This is a genomic window from Streptomyces sp. NPDC002795 (genome assembly GCF_042888725.1).
GTDB lineage: Bacteria > Actinomycetota > Actinomycetes > Streptomycetales > Streptomycetaceae > Streptomyces.
The window spans coordinates 364,207-382,951 of sequence record NZ_JBIAQB010000002.1; the positions used below are offsets into that span (position 1 = coordinate 364,207).

Sequence of the window (18,745 nt, forward strand, 5' to 3'; positions counted from 1 at the left end):
CGCAGGTGAGCCTACGTTCGGGACATGTCACCTGCCAGTAGCCAGGCGACCGCCTCCCTCGACGCGGTCGCCGACACCCAGCCCGCCGCCGACACCCGGTTGACGCCCGGCGGCCCCGGCTACCGCCGCATGAGCTTCGCCCTGTTCCTCGCCGGAGTCGCCACCTTCGCGCTCCTCTACTCGACACAGGCGCTGCTCCCCCTCATCTCCGACGGCTACGGCGCGAGCGCGAGCGCGGCGGCGTGGACGGTGTCCGCTTCGACCTTCGCGCTCGCGGTGTGCGTGCTGCCGCTGAGCGCGCTGTCCGAGCGGTTCGGGCGGCGCACCGTGATGACCGCCTCGCTGACGGTGGCGGTCGCGGTGGGGCTCCTGGTTCCCTTCGCTCCGGACCTCGGCTCGCTGATCACGCTGCGCGCGCTTCAGGGCGCCGCCCTCGCGGGGCTCCCCGCGTCCGCGATGGCGTATCTCGCGGAGGAGGTACGGCCGAAGGCGCTGGTCGCGGCCATCGGACTGTTCGTCGCAGGCAACTCCATCGGCGGCATGAGCGGCCGGATCATCGGCGGCTGGCTCGCGCAGGCCTGGGGCTGGCGGGTGGCCGTCGGGGTGATCGGTGTGATCGCGGTGGCGTGCGCCGTCGCGTTCCGGATGCTGCTGCCGGCGCCGCGCCACTTCACGCCGGGGTCACTGCGCCCGCGCGCTCTTGCCGCCACGGTCGGCAGTCACCTCGCGAACCCGCTGCTGCGTCGCCTGTACCTGATCGGCGCGCTGTTCATGATGGTGTTCGGCGGGGTCTACACGGTGATCGGCTACCGGCTGTCCGCGGCGCCCTTCTCCCTCCCGCAGGGCGTCGTCGGCTCGATCTTCGTCGTCTATCTGGTGGGGACGCTCTCCTCGGCCGCCGCGGGGCGCCTCGTCACGCGGCTCGGGCGGCGCGGCACGCTGTATCTGGCCGCCGGTACGACGATGGCGGGGCTGCTGCTGGCCCTCGTCCCGAACATCGTGTCCGTGCTGCTCGGGCTGGTGCTGATCACGGCGGGCTTCTTCGCGGGCCACGCGACGGCCTCGTCGTCGGTCAGCCACACCGCCACGCACGGGCGGGCGCAGGCCTCCGCGCTGTACCAGACCATGTACTACGTCGGGTCGAGCGTCGGCTCGGCCGTCGGCGCCGTCGCCTTCCACGCGGCGGGCTGGTCGGGAACGGTGGGCCTGGGCCTCGTCGCGGTGCTCGGCGTCGTGGCGATCACCGTGTGGGGCACGTACGCGGCCCGGACCGCCACCGTCTGACCTGCGCCTTTTCCCGGTCGGGGGGCCGTTGTCAGTGGGCTGCGGTAGCTTTCGTCGTGCTGGAACTCACAGCGGCGATGGGGGCGTTGAACATGAGTGACACCGCGACACAGGCCGGGCTCGACGACCTGGAAAAACACCGGGTGGAGCTGACCGGTTACTGCTATCGGATGCTGGGCTCGGCCTTCGAGGCCGAGGACGCCGTGCAGGACACGATGGTGCGGGCGTGGCGCAGCTTCGACAAGTTCGAGGGCCGCTCCAGCCTGCGCTCCTGGCTGTACCGCATCGCGACGAACGTGTGCCTGGACTCGCTGACCGCGGGGAACAAGCGGGCCCGCCCGATGGACCTGACGGCGGCGGCCCCGCTCGCCCAGGCCGCGCTGAACCCCCGGCCGGACAATGTGTGGCTGGAGCCCGTTCCGGACGCCCGCGTGCTGCCGACGGTGCACGATCCGGCGGAGGCGGCCGTGGCGAGGGAGTCGGTGCGGCTCGCGTTCGTCGCGGCGTTGCAGCAGCTGCCGCCGAAGCAGCGGGCGGTGCTGATCCTGCGCGAGGTCCTGGCGTGGAAGGCGCAGGAGGTCGCGGACCTGCTCGACACATCGGTGGCGTCGGTGAACAGCGCGCTTCAGCGGGCGCGGGCGACGCTGGCGGAGGCCCCGCCCGCGGACTCCGCGACGTCCGATCCGCTCGACGAGGAGCAGCAGAAGCTCCTGGAGCGCTACATCGCGGCGTTCGAGGGCTACGACATGAAGGCGCTCACCGCGCTGCTCGCCGAGGACGCCATCATGACGATGCCGCCGTTCGACCTGTGGCTGCGCGGCCCCGAGGACATCACGGGCTTCATGACCACGATCGGCGCGTCCTGCGCGGGTTCGCGACTGCTGCCGGTGGTGTCGAACGGGACGCCGGCGTTCGCCCACTACAAGCCGGATCCGGACAAGGGGGGCTTCACGCCCTGGGCGATCCAGGTCATCGAGTTCTCAGCGGGGCGGATCGCGGGGTACCACTGCTTCCTGGACACGCAGCGCTGGTTCCCGTTGTTCGGCGTCCCGGACCGTCTCGACGCCTGACCCCTCGCGGGCGGGCGCGCCCAACGCCTCGGTCATCCCGGCGAGTTCGAGGAGCACGGCGAGGCCCGGGGGCGGGTCGCGGAGCACCATCCGTGACCCGGCGCGGCGGGCGGCGAGCTGCATCCGGGCGAGCGCGTCGAGGGTGGTGAGGTCGGCGGTGCTCACGCGGGAGACGTCGCAGATCACGGTCGGCGCGCCCGGCAGGACGGCGCGGAGGCGCTCGCACAGCCGGGGTGCGTCGCCGGAGCGGATCGGCCCGGCGAGCACCACGGCGGGCGAGGACTCGGGAGAGAGCGAGGAAGCAGCCACGTACGAATGACCGCGCGGGGGTGCGGAATTCATCGGTCCCGTCCGCAGCCGGGCGCGTGGCCCCGGTCACGTTGATTCGGATAGTGGATCAACGTTGACCGGAGATCCGTATCCGACGGAGTCTTGACGGGTGCAGGGGGTACTCAACGGTTTCGCGGTCATCGCGATCGTCATCGCGGTCGGCTACGTCATCGGGCGGCGCGGCTATCTGGGCGCGGGCGGCCGGGAGGTCCTGAACAGGCTGGCGTTTCATGTGGCGTCCCCGGCGCTGCTGTTCACCATGCTGGCCAAGGCGGACCTGGCCGTGATCCTCTCGCCGAGCCTGCTGGTCACGGCGCTCTCCACGGCGGCGATGGCCGGGATCTTCATCACGGTGGGCGTCGTACGCGGTTGGGGGACGGGCCGGACCACGATCGGCGCGCTGTGCTCGTCGTTGGTGAACTCGGGGAACCTGGGGATCCCGATCGCGGTCTACGTCCTGGGTGACGCCTCGCTCGTCGCCCCGGTCCTCCTCTTCCAGCAGCTCGTCGTGACGCCGATCGCGCTGACGGTGCTCGACCTGTCGGAGGCGTCGTCCGGTGCGGAGCGGCTGACGTGGGCCCAGCGGCTGCTCACGCCGTTCCGGAACCCGGTCGCGATCGGTTCGCTCTCGGGCGTGCTGGTGTCGGCCACGGGGATCACGGTCCCCTCCCCGATCTTCGACCCGCTGGAACTCATCGCGAACATGTCGGTGCCGGGGATCCTCATCGCGTTCGGCATCTCGCTGTGCGGGAGTTCGTGGCCGGGCGGCCGGAGCGACGACCGGGTGCCGGTGCTGCTGTCGACGGCGCTGAAGGCGGTGGGCCAGCCGGTGGCGGCGTGGGCGCTGGCGTCCTTCGTGTTCGGCCTGCACGGGGCGCGGCTCCTCGACGTCGTGGTGACGTCGGCGCTTCCGGCGGCCCAGAACATCTTCACGTACTCGAGCCGTTACCGAGTGGGTGAGCGGCTGGCGCGGGAGTCGATCCTGCTGTCGACGATGGTGTCGGTGCCGGCGCTCGTGGTGGTGGCGGCGCTGCTGGGGTGACCGGCCCGGCGTCCGGGGCGGCCACCCCTGGGCGTGCGGTCAGCCGATCCGCTCCAGCACGATCGGCCGCGCCGTGAACCCGGTGCCCGCCGGGGCGATGTCGTACGCCCCTTCCAGCGCTTCGAGCGCGTACGCGAACCGCTCGGGGGTGTCCGTGTGCAGGGTCATGAGGATCTGTCCCGCGAAGACCGCGTCGCCGGGCTTGGCGTGCAGTTCGACGCCTGCCGCCGCCTGCACCGGGTCCTCCTTGCGGGAGCGGCCCGCGCCGAGGCGCCAGGCGGCGAGGCCCACGCCCATCGCGTCGAGACGGGTGAGGACGCCGGACTCCGCCGCCGTCACCACGTGCGTCTCGCGGGCCGTCGGCAGCGCCGCGTCGGGGTCGCCGCCCTGCGCCGCGATCATCCGCCGCCACGCGTCCATCGCGCGGCCGTCGGCGAGCGCCTTCGCCGGGTCGGCGTCCTTCAGTCCCGCCGCGTCGAGCATCTCGCGGGCGAGGGCGAGGGTCAGCTCGACGACGTCGTCGGGGCCGCCGCCCGCCAACACCTCGACGGATTCCCGGACTTCGAGGGCGTTGCCCGCGGTCAGGCCGAGCGGGGTGTTCATGTCGGTGACGAGGGCGACGGTCGGCAGGCCGTGGTCCGCGCCCAACCCGACCATCGTGCGGGCGAGTTCGCGGGCCGGGCCGATCTCCTTCATAAAGGCGCCGGAGCCGACCTTCACGTCGAGGACCAGTGAGCCCGTCCCCTCCGCGATCTTCTTCGACATGATCGAAGAGGCGATCAGCGGGATGCACTCCACGGTGGCCGTGACGTCGCGCAGCGCGTAGAGCTTCTTGTCGGCGGGGGCGAGGCCGCTGCCCGGCGCGCAGACGACCGCGCCGACGTCCTCCAGGGTGCGCATCATCTCGTCGTTGCTGATGTCCGCGCGCCAGCCGGGGATCGCCTCCAGCTTGTCGAGCGTGCCGCCGGTGTGGCCGAGGCCGCGCCCCGACAGCTGCGGCACGGCCGCTCCGCAGGCCGCGACGAGCGGCGCGAGCGGCAGCGTGATCTTGTCGCCGACGCCGCCTGTGGAGTGCTTGTCGGCGGCGGGGCGCGCGAGCACCGAAAAGTCCATCCGCTCACCGGAGTTGATCATCGCGGCGGTCCAGCGGGCGATCTCCGCGCGGTCCATCCCGTTCAGGAAGATCGCCATGGCGAGGGCCGACATCTGCTCGTCGGCCACGTCGCCCCGCGTATAAGCGTCGACGACCCAGTCGATCTGCGCGTCGGAGAGCCGCTCGCGGTCTCGCTTCGTACGGATGACGGAGATGACGTCCATGGCAAATCCTCCAACGGTTCGAACGCAGCGCGGCGCACCCGGCCACGCTCCCACGGCACGGCGACTCTACGCGCATAGATGCTCTGCGTGAAGTGTGCCGTCGGCCTCGGTCCGCCGTACCGTGAGAGCTCCGTGACGAACAGGAGATCGCAGTGCCCGAGACCGAGACGCCGGCCACGACGGTGCGCGAGCTGCTCGACGAGCTGGCCGGTCTTGAGGACCCGAAGGCGCGCGCCGTCAACGAGCGGCACGGCGACGACCACGGCGTGAATCTGAGCAAGCTGCGGGCCATCGCCAAGCGCCTCAAGACGCGGCAGGACCTCGCGGTCGAGCTGTGGGCCACCGATGACACGGCGGCGCGGCTCCTCGCCCTCCTCGTCTGCCGGCCGAAGGCGTTCGGGGAGGGCGAGTTGGACGCCATGCTGCGCGAGGCGCGCGCCCCGAAGGTGCAGGACTGGCTCATCAACTACGTGGTGAAGAAGGGCCCGCACGCGGAGGCGCTGCGCGTCGCCTGGCTCGACGACAAGGATCCGGTGGTCGCGAGTGCCGGGTGGGCGCTGACGGCGGACCGCGTGACGAAGAGGCCGGAGGGGCTGGACCTCGCGGGGTTGCTCGATGTGATCGAGGCGGAGATGCGGGGTGCGCCGGAGCGGCTCCAGTGGGCCATGAATACGTGCCTCGCGCAGATCGGGATCGCCCATCCCGGGCGCCGGGGCCGTGCGGTCGGTATTGGGGAGCGGCTCGGTGTGCTCAAGGATTATCCGACGTCGGCGGGGTGTACGTCGCCGTATGCGCCGGCGTGGATTGCGGAGATGGTTCGGCGGCAGGAGCGGGATTCCTGACACGCCGCACCGTTCCCCGGTCACGGGGCTCCGCCCCGGACCCCGCTGCTCAATCGCCGCAGGGGCTTGATTTTGCCCACCCGGCGCAGGGGCTTGATTTTGCCTGCCCGCCGCCGGGCTTGAATTGCCCGCCCGGCGCAGGGGGATGATTTTGCCCGCCCGCCGCCGGGCTTGAATTGCCCACCCGGCGCAGGGGCCTGATTTTGCCCGCCCGCCGCCGGGCTTGAATTGCCCACCCGGCGCAGGGGCCTGATTTTGCCCACCCGGCGCAGGGGGATGATTTTGCCCACCCGGCGCAGGGGGATGATTTTGCCCGCCCGCCGCCGGGCTTGAATTGCCAGCCCGGGGCTGGGGCTTGATCTGCCCCGGGCTGGCAGTTCAGTTCAGGTCGTCGGGGCCGAAGGCCTCCGGCAGCATCTCCCCCAGTGTCCGCACCCCCGCCCCCGTCTCCATCAGCAGGTCCGCGCCCCCGAACTCGTACAGGAGCTGGCGGCAGCGGCCGCACGGCATCAGCAGCTCGCCCTTGCCGTCCACGCACGTGAAGTGGGTGAGGCGGCCGCCGCCCGTGGCGACCAGGTGCGAGACGAGGCCGCATTCCGCGCACAGGCCGAGGCCGTACGACGCGTTCTCGACGTTGCAGCCGGTGACCGTGCGGCCGTCGTCCACCAGGGCCGCCGCACCGACCGGGAACCCCGAGTACGGGGCGTACGCACGGGACATCGCCTCGCGCGCCGCCGCTCTCAGGTGCTCCCAGTCGACCGTCACGTGCCCTGCCCCTTCCGGTACGGCTTGCCGTTCGCCTTCGGCATCCGCAGGCGCTGTGCCGAGAGTGCCAGGACGAGCATGGTCAGGACGTACGGCATGGCCGTGGCGACCTGGCTCGGTACCGAATCGGTGGAGGAGTACCAGAAGAAGAGGAGGATCGAGACCGCGAGGGTGACGGCGCCTCCTACGTACTTCTTCTTCCAGATCAGCCAGGCCACCGCGAGGAGCGCGAGGATGGCGATGAGGAGGAGCAGCGCGTGGGTGTTCTCCGTGCCGCCGCGCACCTTGAGCGTGTCGCTGTAGCCGAACAGGCCCGCGCCCAGGGCGAGTCCGCCCGGCATCCAGTTGCCGAAGATCATCGCGGCGAGGCCGATGTAGCCGCGGCCGCCGGTCTGGCCCTCCAGGTAGTAGTTGGAGGAGACCATGGAGAGGAACGCGCCGCCGAGGCCCGCGAGGGCGCCGGAGACGATCACGGCGAGGTACTTGTACTTGATGACGTTGACGCCGAGGGACTCGGCCGCGACCGGGTTCTCGCCGCAGGACCGCAGCCGCAGGCCGAACGACGTGCGCCACAGGATCCACCAGGAGGCGGGGACCAGCAGCACCGCGATCAGCGTCAGCCACGACACGCCCGTCATGACGCCGCCGAGCAGGCCCGCGACGTCCGAGATCAGGAACCAGCCGTGCTTGTTGAGGTCGGCGAGGGCGTCCGCGAGGCCCGGGACCGTGAACTCGCCGAGCGAGGGCACCGCGGGCGACTGGCGGGAGGTCGCGCCCTCCATCCCGTCGTACATCAGGACGGAGAGATAGCGGGTGGCGCCGAGGGCGAGGATGTTGATGGCCACACCGGAGACGATGTGGTTGACGTTGAAGGTGACCGTAGCGAGGGCGTGCACCAGACCGCCGAGCGCCCCGCCGATGAGGGCGGCGAGCACGCCGACCCAGGGGCCCCACTGGTAGCCGGCCCAGGCGCCGAACCAGGTGCCGAGGATCAGCATGCCTTCGAGGCCGATGTTGACGACGCCCGCGCGCTCGGCCCACAGGCCGCCGAGGCCCGCCATGCCGATGGGGACGGCGAGTTGGAGGGCCGTGGACATCTGGCTGACCGAGGTCAGGCCGTTCGCGTCGGTGATCAGGCGGACCGCGGAGACCAGACAGAGCAGGCCCGCGATGATCAGGAGCAGGACGGGGAGGCTGAGCTTGCGCCGGACCGCGGGCGCGGCGGGCTTGTCGAGAACGGGAGCCGTACTCATCGGGCGGCCACCTCCGGCTTCTGGTCGTTGGTGGCGGAGGCGGTGAGGACGTGGCCCGCTGCGAGTTCGGCGCCGACGCGCTGCTGCTGGCGGCGGGTGCCCCAGACGCGGACGGCCTCGTAGGAGACGACGACGGCGATCACGATGAGGCCCTGCATGATCGTGGCGATCTCGGAGCTGTAGCCCTGGAGGTCCAGCGGGTCGGCCGCGTTGAACAGCCAGGACAGCAGCAGCGAGGCGAGCGCCATGCCGACCGGGCTGTTGCGGCCGAGCAGCGCCACGGTGATCGCGTTGAAGCCGAGCGCGGCCGGGAACGAGTCGGAGAAGGTGTGCGTCGAGCCGAGCAGCGTCGGCAGCCCGGCGAGTCCCGCGACGGCGCCCGACAGGAGCATGGCCGTGAGGACCATCCGCTTCGCCGAGACGCCGGATGCGGCGGCCGCGGTGTCGGAGGCTCCGGAGGCGCGCAGGTCGAAGCCGAACCGGGTGCGGTTCAGCATGACCCAGTAGACGACGCCGAGGGCGATCGCGACGAAGACGAAGCCGTAGACGGTGCCGACCGCGTCGCCCATGTTGATGCCGGGGAACCAGCCGGCCTTGTCCATCTCGCCGGTGGTCCGGTTGTTGCCGACGGCGACCCCGAAGACGTCCTCCAGGGTCAGATAGGCGATGACCGAGGCGGCGATCGAGTTGAGCATGATCGTGGAGACGACCTCGCTGACACCGCGGGTCACCTTGAGGATGCCCGCGATGCCGGACCAGATCGCGCCGGTCAGGGCCGCCGACAGGATGAGCAGCGGGATCTGGAGGAAGGCCGGGAACGCGATGTGCGCGCCGACGATGGCGGCGACGCAGGCGGCGAGCCGGTACTGGCCCTCGACGCCGATGTTGAAGAGGTTCATCCGGAAGCCGATGGCCACGGCGAGCGCGCCGACGTAGAGGCCGGCGGCGTCATTGATGATGAGCACCTGGACGTCGGAGAACGTCGCCTGCTCGAACATGATGGAGAACGGTTCGACGGGGTTCTCGCCGGAGGCCACGAGCACGATCGCGGTCAGGGCGAACGCCACGACCAGGGCGATGACCGGTCCTGCCACCGCGAGAAGGATCCGTTCGGAATCCCAGCGCTTGCTGATGTTCATGGGTCAGGCACCGTCTTCCGTGTGCTCCAGGTGGCCCGAGGCCGCACCGGTCATGGCGGATCCCAGCTCTTCCGGGGTGATGGCGGCCGGGTCGGCGTCGGCCACGAGGCGGCCGTCGTAGATGACCCGGAGGGTGTCGGAGAGGCCGATCAGCTCGTCGAGGTCGGCCGAGATGAGCAGCACGGCCAGCCCTTCATGGCGGGCCGCGCGGATCTGGTCCCAGATCTGTGCCTGCGCGCCGACGTCCACACCGCGGGTGGGGTGGGCGGCGATCAGGAACTTGGGCGTGTGGCTCATCTCCCGGCCGACGATCAGCTTCTGCTGGTTGCCGCCCGACAGGGAGGCCGCGGTGACGTCGATGCCGGGGGTGCGGACGTCGTACTCCTTGACGATCCGCTCGGTGTCGGCCTGCGCGGCCTTCGGGTCGAGCCAGAAGCCCTTGCTGTTGGGCCGCTCGGTGACGTGTCCGAGCATCCGGTTCTCCCAGAGCGGGGCGCTCAGGACGAGGCCGTGGCGGTGCCGGTCCTCGGGGATGTAGCCGATGCCGGACTCGCGGCGCCTGCGGGTGGCCCAGGAGGTGATCTCCTCGCCGAGCAGCTTGATGGTGCCGCTGTCCGCGTGCTCCAGGCCGATCAGCGCCTCGATCAGCTCCGTCTGTCCGTTGCCCTCGACGCCCGCGAGACCGAGGACTTCACCGGCGTGGATGGTGAAGGTGATGCCGTCGAGGAGCGGCTTGCCGCCGTGGGGTGCCGCCAGGCGCAGCTCCTCGACCTCGACGACGGGGCGGTCGGTGACGGTGGACTCCGCCGTCTCCGGGGTGGGCAGTTCGCTGCCGACCATCAGCTCGGCGAGCTGCTTCGGCGTGGTCTCGGCGGGGACGGCCGTGCCGACCGTCGTGCCGCGCCGGATGACGGTGATCTCGTCGGCCACGGAGAGGACTTCGCCGAGCTTGTGCGAGATGAAGATGACGGACAGGCCCTCGGCCTTGAGCTCGCGCAGGTTGTCGAAGAGCGCGTCGACCTCCTGCGGGACGAGCACGGCGGTCGGCTCGTCGAGGATCAGGGTGGTCGCGCCCCGGTACAGCACCTTCAGGATCTCCACGCGCTGCCGGTCGGCGACACCGAGGTCCTCCACGAGGACATCGGGGCGCACCCCGAGCCCGTAACGCTCGGATATCTCAAGGATCTTGCGGCGGGCCCTGCCGCCGATCCCGTACAGCTTCTCGCTGCCGAGGACGACGTTCTCCAGGACGGTGAGGTTGTCCGCGAGCATGAAGTGCTGGTGGACCATGCCGATGCCGCGGGTGATGGCGTCGGCGGGCGAGGAGTAGGAGACCTGCTCCCCGGCGATGGTGATGGTGCCCTCGTCCGGCTTCTGCATGCCGTAGAGGATCTTCATCAGGGTGGACTTGCCCGCCCCGTTCTCCCCTACGAGGGCGTGCACGGTGCCCTTGTGGACGGTGAGGCGGATGTCGTGGTTGGCGACCACACCGGGGAACCGCTTGGTGATGCCCTTGAGTTCCACGGCGACGGGGGCGACCGTGTCGGCCGGCGGGGAGCTTGACGTGGCGATGGCGCACTCTCCTGGGGAAGGGGGTCGCCTACACGCGTAGCGCCCCAACAGCGGTGTGCGAGAAGTGAGTTCGAGCAGGATCGCATGAACAGGGCGCGGGGATGAAGGCTCCTCCCGAAGGATGGAGCGACCTCCCCGCGCCCGGCTTCCCTCGTGTTACTTCTGGGGCTTGACCGGCACCTTCACCGAGCCGCCGACGATGCCCTGCTCGGCCTTCTTCAGGGCCGCCTGGAGCTTGGAGTCGCTCTTGAACTCCGGGTTGGAGTCGGCGAGGGAGACCTCGCCGGACTTCAGGTCGCCGGTGACGACGCCGGTCTCCGGCTTGCCGTCCTCGACCGACTGCGCCAGGTTGAGGATCGCCTTGGCGACGTCCTTGGTGGCGGAGGTGATGATGTACTTCTTGTACTTCTTCAGCGGGGCCTGCGCGTACTGGTCGGAGTCGACGCCGATCGCGTACGCCTTCTCGGCGGCGGCCGCCTCGATGACGCCCTGACCCGACAGACCGGCCGCGTGGTAGACGACGTCGGCGCCGTCCTCCAGCTGCTTCTCGGCGGCGGCCTTGCCGAGGTCCGGCGAGGCGAAGCCCTTGGCCGGGTCCTCGTCGAGGTACTGGACCTCGACCTTGACGCCCTTCTTGGTGTCCTTGACGCCCTGCTCGAAGCCCGCCTGGAACTTGTTGATCAGCGCGTTGTCGACGCCGCCGACGAAGCCGACGGTGTCGGACTTGGTCTTCAGGGCCGCGGTGACACCGGCGAGGTAGGAGACCTCGTTCTCCTGGAAGACCAGGTCGGCGATGTTGTCGCCCTTGGCGGTGGCGTCGTCGACGATGCCGAAGGTGGTCTTCGGGTACTTCGCCGCGGCCTCCTTGACGGCGGGGGCGTACGCGTAGCCGATGCCGACGACCGGGTTGTAGCCCATCTTCGCCAGCTGCACGAGGCGCTGGGTCTTGTCGTCGTCGGACTCGCCGTCCTTCGGCTCCTGGTCGGCGACCTCGTAGCCGAACTTCTTCTTGGCCTGGCGAAGGCCGTCGTAGGCGGCGTCGTTGAACGACTGGTCGCCCTTGCCGCCGACGTCGTAGGCGATGGCGAGGCCCTTGTCCTTACCGCCGTCGGAGGACGACTGGGCGTCCGACGACGTGCCTCCGCAGGCGGAGAGGGCGAGGGCGAGCGAGGCGGTGGCGGTGCCTGCGACCGCTATACGGGAAACCCGGCGCATGAGAAGTGCTCCTTCGTACAAGCGCCGGAACGGCAGGGGGCCGACGCTGAGTTCGCCGCAGAGTAACGCGCGTAGACCCGAAGGAGAACCCTGGTTGTCCAGACTGTTATCGACGGGGGTACGAGGACGTATACGACCGGGTTTGCGGTGCCGCCGGCGAGACGCACCGGCGGCACCGTCGAGCACGGGCTCAGATCGCCCGGGTCACTTCTTCTCCGGCTTCGTCTGCACCTTGATGGTGCCGTCGACGATGCCCTTCTTGGCCTTGGCGACCGCGTCGGAGAGACCGGCGATCTCCTTGAACTTCGGGTTGGCCTCCGAGGCTCCTACGCCGTCGACCTTGAGGTCGAAGGTCTGCACGCCGGTCAGCGGCTTGTCGTCCTCGACGGACTTGGCCAGCGAGTAGACGGACTCCCCGACCTCCTTGAGCGCCGAAGTGAGGATGTACTCCTTGTACTTGGCGAGGGTCTTCTGCTTGTACTGGTCGGAGTCGACGCCGATGACCCACGTCTTCTGCTCGGCGGCCGCCTTGATGACGCCCTGACCCGACAGGCCGGCCGCGTGGTAGATCACGTCGGCGCCGTCCTCCAGCTGTTTCTCGGCGGCGGCCTTGCCGAGGTCCGGCGAGGCGAAGCCCTTGGCCGGGTCCTCGTCGAGGTACTGGACCTCGATGTCGACGCCCTTCTTGGTGTCGTTGACGCCCTGCTCGAACCCGGCCTCGAACTTGTTGATCAGTTCGTTGTCGACGCCGCCGACGAAGCCGACGTGGTCGGACTTGGTGGCCTTGGCCGCGGCGACACCGGCCAGGTAGGAGGACTCGTTCTCGGCGAAGACGAGGGAGGCCACGTTCTTGCCCTCGACGACCGAGTCGACGATGCCGAAGGTCGTCTTCGGGTACTTCTTCGAGGCTTCCTTCATCGCCGGGCCGTAGGCGTAACCGATGCCGACGACCGGGTTGTAGCCGGCCTTCGCGAGGTTCGCGAGCCGCTGCACCTTGTCGTCGTCGGACTCGCCGTCCTTCGGCTCCTGGTCCGCGGTCTTGTAGCCGAACTCGTTCTTCGCCTTGATCATGCCCTCGTAGGCGGAGTCGTTGAACGACTGGTCGCCCTTGCCGCCGACGTCGTACGCGATGGCGAGCCCGAGCTTCCCGCCGCTCTCGTCGCCGCCTGTGCCCTTCTCGCTGCTGGTGCCGCCACAGGCGGTGGCGGCGAGCGCCAGGCCGGTGATGCCTACGGCTATCGTCGTGAGCCGCGGTATTCGACGCATCTGGAGTCCCCATTCGTCCAACACGCCTTGTATGGCGCCCAGTTCGGCGCACCATAACGCGCGTAGAAAGTCCGAGGAATGGCCTTGACGGCGGCGTTACCGATTCGTGCCGGTACCCCGCTACGTGTCCAGCAGTGCCGCCGCCGTGAAGAGCTCCACGCCCACCGTGATCGCCGACTCGTCCACGTCGAAGTCCCCCTGGTGGAGGTCACGTGACCCCCGCTCCCCCGGCGGCTTCACGCCGAGGCGGGCCATCGCACCCGGCACATGCTCCAGATACCAGGAGAAGTCCTCGCCCCCGAGGCTCTGCTGCGTGTCCTCCACGGAGTCGGATCCCCGGCGGGCCGTCATCGCGTCCCTCAACAGCTCAGTGACGACCGGGTCGTTGACCACCGGCGGGACGCCACGGATGTAGTTCACCACCGGCTTCGCGCGGTACAGGTCCGCGATCTCCTGGATGGCGCCGTGGACGAGGTCGGGCGCCTGGCGCCACGCGTCCAGGTCCAGGCAGCGCACCGTGCCGGACAGCTCGGCGTGCTGCGGGATCACGTTGCACGCGTGCCCGGTCTCCAGCCGCCCCCACGTCACGGCGAGCCCGGAGCGCGCGTCGACGCGGCGGGCGACCAGCGCCGGGACCTCCGTGGCGACCTTGGCGGCGGCCGTGACCAGGTCCGTGGTGAGATGCGGGCGCGCCGTGTGCCCACCGGGGCCGTCGAGGGTGACCTCAAGGCGGTCGCACGCCGATGTGATGGGGCCCGGCCTGATCCCGATCTTCCCCGCGTCGACCTTCGGGTCGCAGTGCACGCCGATGACGCTCCGTACGCCGTCCAGGACCCCGCACTCGATCGCGTCGGGCGCGCCACCGGGCAGCACCTCCTCCGCCGGCTGGAACAGCAGCCGTACGGGGTGCGGCAGTTGCCCCTCGCGGTGCAGCTCCGCGAGGACGAGCCCGGCGCCGAGCACGACCGTGGTGTGCACGTCGTGACCGCAGGCGTGCGCCCGGTCCGGCACCGTCGACCGGTACACGCAGTCCGTCTTGGTGTCCGGGATGGGCAGCGCGTCGATGTCCGCGCGCAGCGCGAGCATGCCGCGGCCCTCGCCGCCCTCGGCGCCGATGTCACAGATGAGGCCGGTCCCCATGCCGAGCAGGCGCGGCGCGAGCCCCGCCTTCTCAAGGCGGGTCTTGAGCGCCGCGGTGGTGCGGAACTCCTGATTGCCCAGCTCGGGGTGCATGTGCATATCGCGCCGGAAGGCGACGAGTTCGGCGCGCAGCGCCTCGGGCAGCGCACCCGGAAGTGCGGTGCCCGGCACGGATTCCCCGGGCTTGTCGGCCTCTGACTCACGGGACGTCAACTGGTTCACCCTCTGAAGGGTAGGGCGATGCAGGGGCCAACTAACCCGCGATCAACAAAAGTTCAGCCGTATTGGGGTAAGAAATATGGTCGCGATGCGCATGTGGATCGCGCAGGAGGGGTATGACATGTCGTTCGGTCGCGTGCGGTGAACGCCGCACCACTCACAGCATGCGCAACGCTTCAAGGCTGACGTCGATGTCGATGTCGTACGGGACGCCGATCTTCAGGTGGTCGTGATGGATCCCGGTCACGGCGTACGCCTTCGACACCGGGTCGAGTTCGTAGACCCGCACCACGGGATGCCTGCCGGAGCCCGCCGACTCCACCAGCCAGAAGTGCGGGATACCCGCGGCCGCGTACTTGTGTGGCTTGGTGTCGTGGTCCCGCGCCTCGGAGTCCGGTGACACGACCTCGACGGCCAGCAGGACGTCGGCGGCGGCGAAGCGGGTCTGCTCCAGACCGGTGACCGACTCGGCGCGGACCACACTGATGTCGGGCTCGGGCCCGTTGCGAGGGTCGAGTACAACGGTCATCTCGCGTCTGACCTTGAGGTGCTCTGGAACCGTGCGACGCAGCCCGGTCACCAGGAGGTCGATCATGGTGCTGTGAAAGTCTCGCTGCGGACTCACGAAGACAAGGCTCCCGTCGATCAGCTCGGTATGCGGCGGGAGGTCGGGCAAGGTGAACAGATCGTCCACGGTGTACCCGTCCTGCGGCGGCACCGGCCAGCGACAGCCTCGCTCGGACTCGTGCCCGGCGATCGGCTCTGCGGTCATGGTTCCTCCCATGGACGGGATCATCTACCTGGGCATCCACGGTAGTCGCAGCAATCGAATCCCGTCATCACAAAGGGTGACCGGATGACACGCGAGCGGGGCGCGGGGACCGGACCGCGCTCAGTGCCGCCACAACGAACGCCACCGCCACCAGCCCCGCGCTCACCCCCAGCACGCCCCGGTACCCCAGCCCGCCCCCGATCGCGAGCCCGCCGGCCCATGGGCCGAGGGCCGCGCCCGTGTTGAGGGCCGCTGTCGCGAGGCCGCCCGCGAGGGTGGGCGCGGCGGATGCCGCGTAGAGGGCCTGGGCGATCAAGGTGGAGCCGACCGCGAAGGACAGGGCGCCCTGGACGAAGGCGAGGGCGAGGGTCGCCGGGGCGTTTCCCGCGAGGAGGGCGAAGAGGACCCAGCCGAGCAGGAGCGCCGCCCCGCCGAGCACCAGGACCCGCGTCGGATGCGTGTCCGAGAGGCGGCCCGCCGCGCCGACCCCTGCGAACGAGCCGAGGCCGAAGAGGGCGAGCAGCGCCGGGATCCAGGCCTCGCCGATCCCGGTGACCTCCGTGGCGACGGGAGACAGGTACGTGAACGTGCAGAACGTGGCGGCGTTGACCAGCGCGCCGAGCAGCAGCACCGTGAGCAGACGGGGGCTGCGCAGGGCTCGCAGCTCCGTGCGGACGTCGCCGCGTGCGCCGGGTCCCGACGCCGGCACCGACCGCAGTACGGCGATCAGCGCGGGTACGCAGATCAGCGCGACGGCCCAGAACGCGGCCCGCCAGCCCAGGAGTTGGCCGAGCAGTGCCCCGCCGGGCACGCCCGCGACGCAGGCCAGGGTGGTGCCGCCGAGCAGGATCGCCGTGGCGCGGCCCTTGGCGTCGGGGGCGACCATGCTCACCGCCGTGGCGAGCGCGACCGCGAGGAACCCGGCGTTGGCGAGCGCCGCGACGACGCGGGTGGCGAGCAGTACCGGGAAGCTGGTCGTCAGCGCGCCCGCGACATGGACGAGGGCGAAGACCAGGAGGAAGCCGAAGAGGGCCGGGCGGCGTGGCCATCGCACGGCGAGGACGGCCGTGAGCGGCGCCCCGACGATCATGCCGATCGCGAAGGCGGACGTGAGCGCACCGGCGGCGGGGATGGAGACGCCCAGGTCATGGGCGATGTGGGGGCCGAGACCCGCGAGCATGAACTCGGATGTTCCCTGCGCGAAGACGGCGAGGGCGAGCAGGTGGAGAGCGAAAGGCACGACGGACTCCGGGACCGTGGAGAAGGGTGTGTGGTCGCGGTTCCGGCTGCGCGTGCGGCGGTGGCGGCGGCGCGCGTCAGCGGAGGCCCGTAGGGACGGGCCTCAGCGGTGCGCGGAAGAAGGCCACCGGACGGCTGCCGGTGGCCGGAGTCTGTCGGACTCGGGGCTGGTCACGGGGCGAGCGTACGGCCTGTGCCGGTACGGGGGCCACCGGGTTTCACACCGCCCTACACCGTCCGCACCGCGCCCCGCGCCGATCCGGAGATCCCCGCCAGGAAACCCTGCGCGTGGTCGGAGACGCCCTGGCGCAGCCATGCCGGGTCGATCTCGCACACCGCGACCTTCACACCGGTTCCCGCGAGGGCGATCGGCAGGGTGTGCACGACGGTCGACGGGAAGCTGAGGATCGTCCGGCCTATGGGGCCTCGCCGGGCGATGAGCTCCAGCGGGAGGTCGGGGCGGACGATCTCCAGGCCGGTCTCGGTGGCGAGGCGGTGCAGCTTGTCGGAGCTCTCGCGGCGGTGCGCGAAGTAGCGGGTGGCGCCGTGCGCGCGGGCCAGTTCGCGGACCGCGCCGAGGTACTGCTCCAGGTCGACGACTCCCGTTTCCACCAGGGAGGTTCCGACCATGTCGGCGCCGCGCGTGATCCGCGGCGGGCCGAACCGTGCGCGGGTCCAGGCGTAGTCGTTGGAGCTCACCGTGACGCCTTCGGGGGCCTCGGCCACCGGCATCGACGTGAACACGGACACCGAGTCCCGGCGCGCGTGCGCGGTGAGCCTGCGGCGTGCGGCGGCGGCGACGGGGCCGAAGACGAGGTCGCGCGGTCCCGCCCTGCCGCCGCGCCGGTGCCAGCGCACGAGCCGTTCGCCGCGCACCAGTTGGGCGACGAACTCCATGGTGGCGGTGCCGTCGTCGACGACGACGAGCTCATCGGCGCGAGTGATCGTGAGCAGCAGCTGTACGTAGCGGGAGAACGGGTCGCCGAGGACGATCCGGTCGGCCCTGCGCAGCGAAGGGGCGAGCCCGCCGATCGTCTGGAACGGCGCGGCCGCGCCGCCGCGGGCCTCCTCCCAGCGCACCGTGTGTCCTTCGGTGCGGGCGAGTTGGGCCATGCGGCGCAGCTGTCCGCGGGTCATCGGGTCGGTGGGCGAGAGCACCACGACGGTCGCGGTGACCTCCTGGTGGTGTGCCCACTCCAGGACGTTGAGGAGCTGTACCGGGCTCTCGACGAAGCACAACGTACTGCTGCCGGACATGCGGCCCTCCCGAGGGCACCGTGGGCGGCCCGGTGCGGGGTCGACCGCACCGGACCGCCCAGGAGTTGAGGTCACACACCCACCGGCTCACCGGCGGCGACGGCGATCTCCGCCTCGGCGACGACGCCCGGCACGCGGCGCAGCTTCTTCATCGGGCCGAGCTCGGACTCGTAGACCTTCTTGACGCCGTCACCGAGGGACTCCTCGATGGTGCGGATGTCGCGGACGAGGCGCGTGAGGCCCTGCGGCTCCACGGAGGCGGCCTGGTCGGAGCCCCACATGGCGCGGTCGAGGGTGATGTGGCGCTCGACGAAGGTGGCGCCGAGGGCGACGGCCGCGAGGGTCGTCTGGAGGCCGGTCTCGTGGCCGGAGTAGCCGATCGGGACGTTCGGGTACTCGCCCTGGAGGGTGTTGATGACGCGGAGGTTGAGTTCCTCGGCCTGCGCCGGGTACGTCGACGTGGCGTGGCACATCAGGATGTTGTCCGAGCCGAGGACCTCGACGGCGTGGCGGATCTGCTTCGGCGTCGACATGCCGGTGGAGAGGATGACCGTGCGGCCGGTGGCGCGCAGGGCGCGGAGCAGCTCGTCGTCCGTGAGGGAGGCGGAGGCCACCTTGTGGGCGGGGACGTCGAACTTCTCCAGGAAGGCGACGGCCTCGGTGTCCCACGGGGAGGCGAACCAGTCGATGCCGCGCTTCTTGCAGTACTCGTCGATGGCGCGGTACTCGTCCTCGCCGAACTCGACGCGGTGCCGGTAGTCGATGTACGTCATCCGGCCCCAGGGGGTGTCCCGCTCGATGTCCCACTGGTCGCGCGGCGTGCAGATCTCGGGGGTGCGCTTCTGGAACTTGACGGCGTCGCAGCCGGCGTCGGCGGCGGCGTCGATGAGCCGGAACGCGTTCTCCAGGTCACCGTTGTGGTTGATGCCGATCTCGCCGGTGATGTAGACGGGGCGGCCGGGGCCGGCCTCGCGGGAGCCGAACTTGCGGATGCGGGAGGTGGAAGCGTTGGACATGACGTGC

At 70.5% G+C, this 18,745-nt stretch carries 17 protein-coding genes; 4 read left to right on the forward strand and 13 right to left on the reverse strand.

Going from position 1 to position 18,745, the window contains the following annotated elements:
- Nucleotides 1–24 precede the first annotated feature (24 nt).
- Both ACFYWS_RS06200 and ACFYWS_RS06205 read left to right on the forward strand, forming a co-directional pair.
- Entirely contained in the window at nt 25–1,284 is a 1,260-nt protein-coding gene (locus ACFYWS_RS06200; RefSeq protein ID WP_389270104.1) for an MFS transporter, read from the forward strand.
- A 92-nt stretch (nt 1,285–1,376) separates the two neighbouring features.
- Nucleotides 1,377–2,354 carry a sigma-70 family RNA polymerase sigma factor gene (locus tag ACFYWS_RS06205; protein WP_389270106.1) on the forward strand — a complete coding sequence of 326 codons (978 nt, stop codon included), beginning with the start codon at nt 1,377–1,379 and terminating at the stop codon, nt 2,352–2,354.
- Here ACFYWS_RS06205 and ACFYWS_RS06210 read toward each other — a convergent pair.
- Nucleotides 2,265–2,696, reverse strand: coding sequence for an STAS domain-containing protein (locus tag ACFYWS_RS06210; protein ID WP_389270108.1), 432 nt, complete (start codon nt 2,694–2,696; stop codon nt 2,265–2,267). The genes ACFYWS_RS06205 and ACFYWS_RS06210 overlap by 90 nt on opposite strands.
- A gap of 97 nt (nt 2,697–2,793) precedes the next feature.
- Here ACFYWS_RS06210 and ACFYWS_RS06215 point away from each other — a divergent pair, with 97 nt between their 5' ends.
- Nucleotides 2,794–3,726 (forward strand): AEC family transporter, encoded by a 933-nt coding sequence (locus tag ACFYWS_RS06215; protein WP_389270110.1) that lies wholly within the window; start codon nt 2,794–2,796, stop codon nt 3,724–3,726.
- Between the two features lie 39 nt (nt 3,727–3,765).
- Here the strand turns inward: ACFYWS_RS06215 and ACFYWS_RS06220 are convergent, their stop codons facing one another.
- Entirely contained in the window at nt 3,766–5,043 is a 1,278-nt protein-coding gene (locus tag ACFYWS_RS06220) for a thymidine phosphorylase (RefSeq protein ID WP_389270112.1), read from the reverse strand.
- A gap of 152 nt (nt 5,044–5,195) precedes the next feature.
- On the opposite strand from ACFYWS_RS06220, the gene ACFYWS_RS06225 reads away from it, so the two are divergent.
- Nucleotides 5,196–5,885, forward strand: a complete 690-nt coding sequence (locus tag ACFYWS_RS06225) for a DNA alkylation repair protein (RefSeq protein WP_389270114.1) — start codon at nt 5,196–5,198, stop codon at nt 5,883–5,885.
- 378 nt (nt 5,886–6,263) lie between these two features.
- Here ACFYWS_RS06225 and ACFYWS_RS06230 read toward each other — a convergent pair whose 3' ends face one another.
- The 11 genes from ACFYWS_RS06230 to ACFYWS_RS06280 form a co-directional block, all read right to left on the reverse strand.
- Nucleotides 6,264–6,650, reverse strand: coding sequence for a cytidine deaminase (locus tag ACFYWS_RS06230; protein WP_389270116.1), 387 nt, complete (start codon nt 6,648–6,650; stop codon nt 6,264–6,266).
- A complete protein-coding gene (locus ACFYWS_RS06235) occupies nt 6,647–7,903 on the reverse strand; it encodes an ABC transporter permease (RefSeq protein WP_389270117.1) in 1,257 nt (418 codons plus the stop codon). Before ACFYWS_RS06235 ends, ACFYWS_RS06230 begins: the two co-directional genes overlap by 4 nt.
- A complete protein-coding gene (locus tag ACFYWS_RS06240) occupies nt 7,900–9,042 on the reverse strand; it encodes an ABC transporter permease (protein ID WP_389270119.1) in 1,143 nt (380 codons plus the stop codon). The genes ACFYWS_RS06235 and ACFYWS_RS06240 overlap by 4 nt, the downstream gene beginning before the upstream one ends.
- Before the next feature lie 3 nt (nt 9,043–9,045).
- The gene (locus ACFYWS_RS06245) at nt 9,046–10,614 is read right to left on the reverse strand and encodes an ABC transporter ATP-binding protein (RefSeq protein ID WP_389271725.1); all 1,569 of its coding nucleotides are present in this window, start codon (nt 10,612–10,614) and stop codon (nt 9,046–9,048) included.
- Between the two features lie 156 nt (nt 10,615–10,770).
- Nucleotides 10,771–11,829, reverse strand: a complete 1,059-nt coding sequence (locus tag ACFYWS_RS06250) for a BMP family protein (protein WP_389270121.1) — start codon at nt 11,827–11,829, stop codon at nt 10,771–10,773.
- Between the two features lie 204 nt (nt 11,830–12,033).
- A complete protein-coding gene (locus ACFYWS_RS06255) occupies nt 12,034–13,095 on the reverse strand; it encodes a BMP family protein (RefSeq protein WP_389270123.1) in 1,062 nt (353 codons plus the stop codon).
- A 120-nt stretch (nt 13,096–13,215) separates the two neighbouring features.
- Complete coding sequence (locus tag ACFYWS_RS06260; RefSeq protein ID WP_389270125.1) at nt 13,216–14,457, reverse strand: amidohydrolase; 1,242 nt, start codon at nt 14,455–14,457, stop codon at nt 13,216–13,218.
- Between the two features lie 154 nt (nt 14,458–14,611).
- A complete protein-coding gene (locus ACFYWS_RS06265; protein ID WP_389270127.1) occupies nt 14,612–15,226 on the reverse strand; it encodes a Uma2 family endonuclease in 615 nt (204 codons plus the stop codon).
- A 67-nt stretch (nt 15,227–15,293) separates the two neighbouring features.
- Nucleotides 15,294–16,466, reverse strand: coding sequence for a Cmx/CmrA family chloramphenicol efflux MFS transporter (locus ACFYWS_RS06270; RefSeq protein ID WP_389270130.1), 1,173 nt, complete (start codon nt 16,464–16,466; stop codon nt 15,294–15,296).
- A gap of 227 nt (nt 16,467–16,693) precedes the next feature.
- The gene (locus ACFYWS_RS06275) at nt 16,694–17,722 is read right to left on the reverse strand and encodes a hypothetical protein (protein ID WP_389270133.1); all 1,029 of its coding nucleotides are present in this window, start codon (nt 17,720–17,722) and stop codon (nt 16,694–16,696) included.
- A 71-nt stretch (nt 17,723–17,793) separates the two neighbouring features.
- Nucleotides 17,794–18,738, reverse strand: a complete 945-nt coding sequence (locus tag ACFYWS_RS06280) for an N-acetylneuraminate synthase family protein (protein WP_389270136.1) — start codon at nt 18,736–18,738, stop codon at nt 17,794–17,796.
- Nucleotides 18,739–18,745 lie beyond the last annotated feature (7 nt).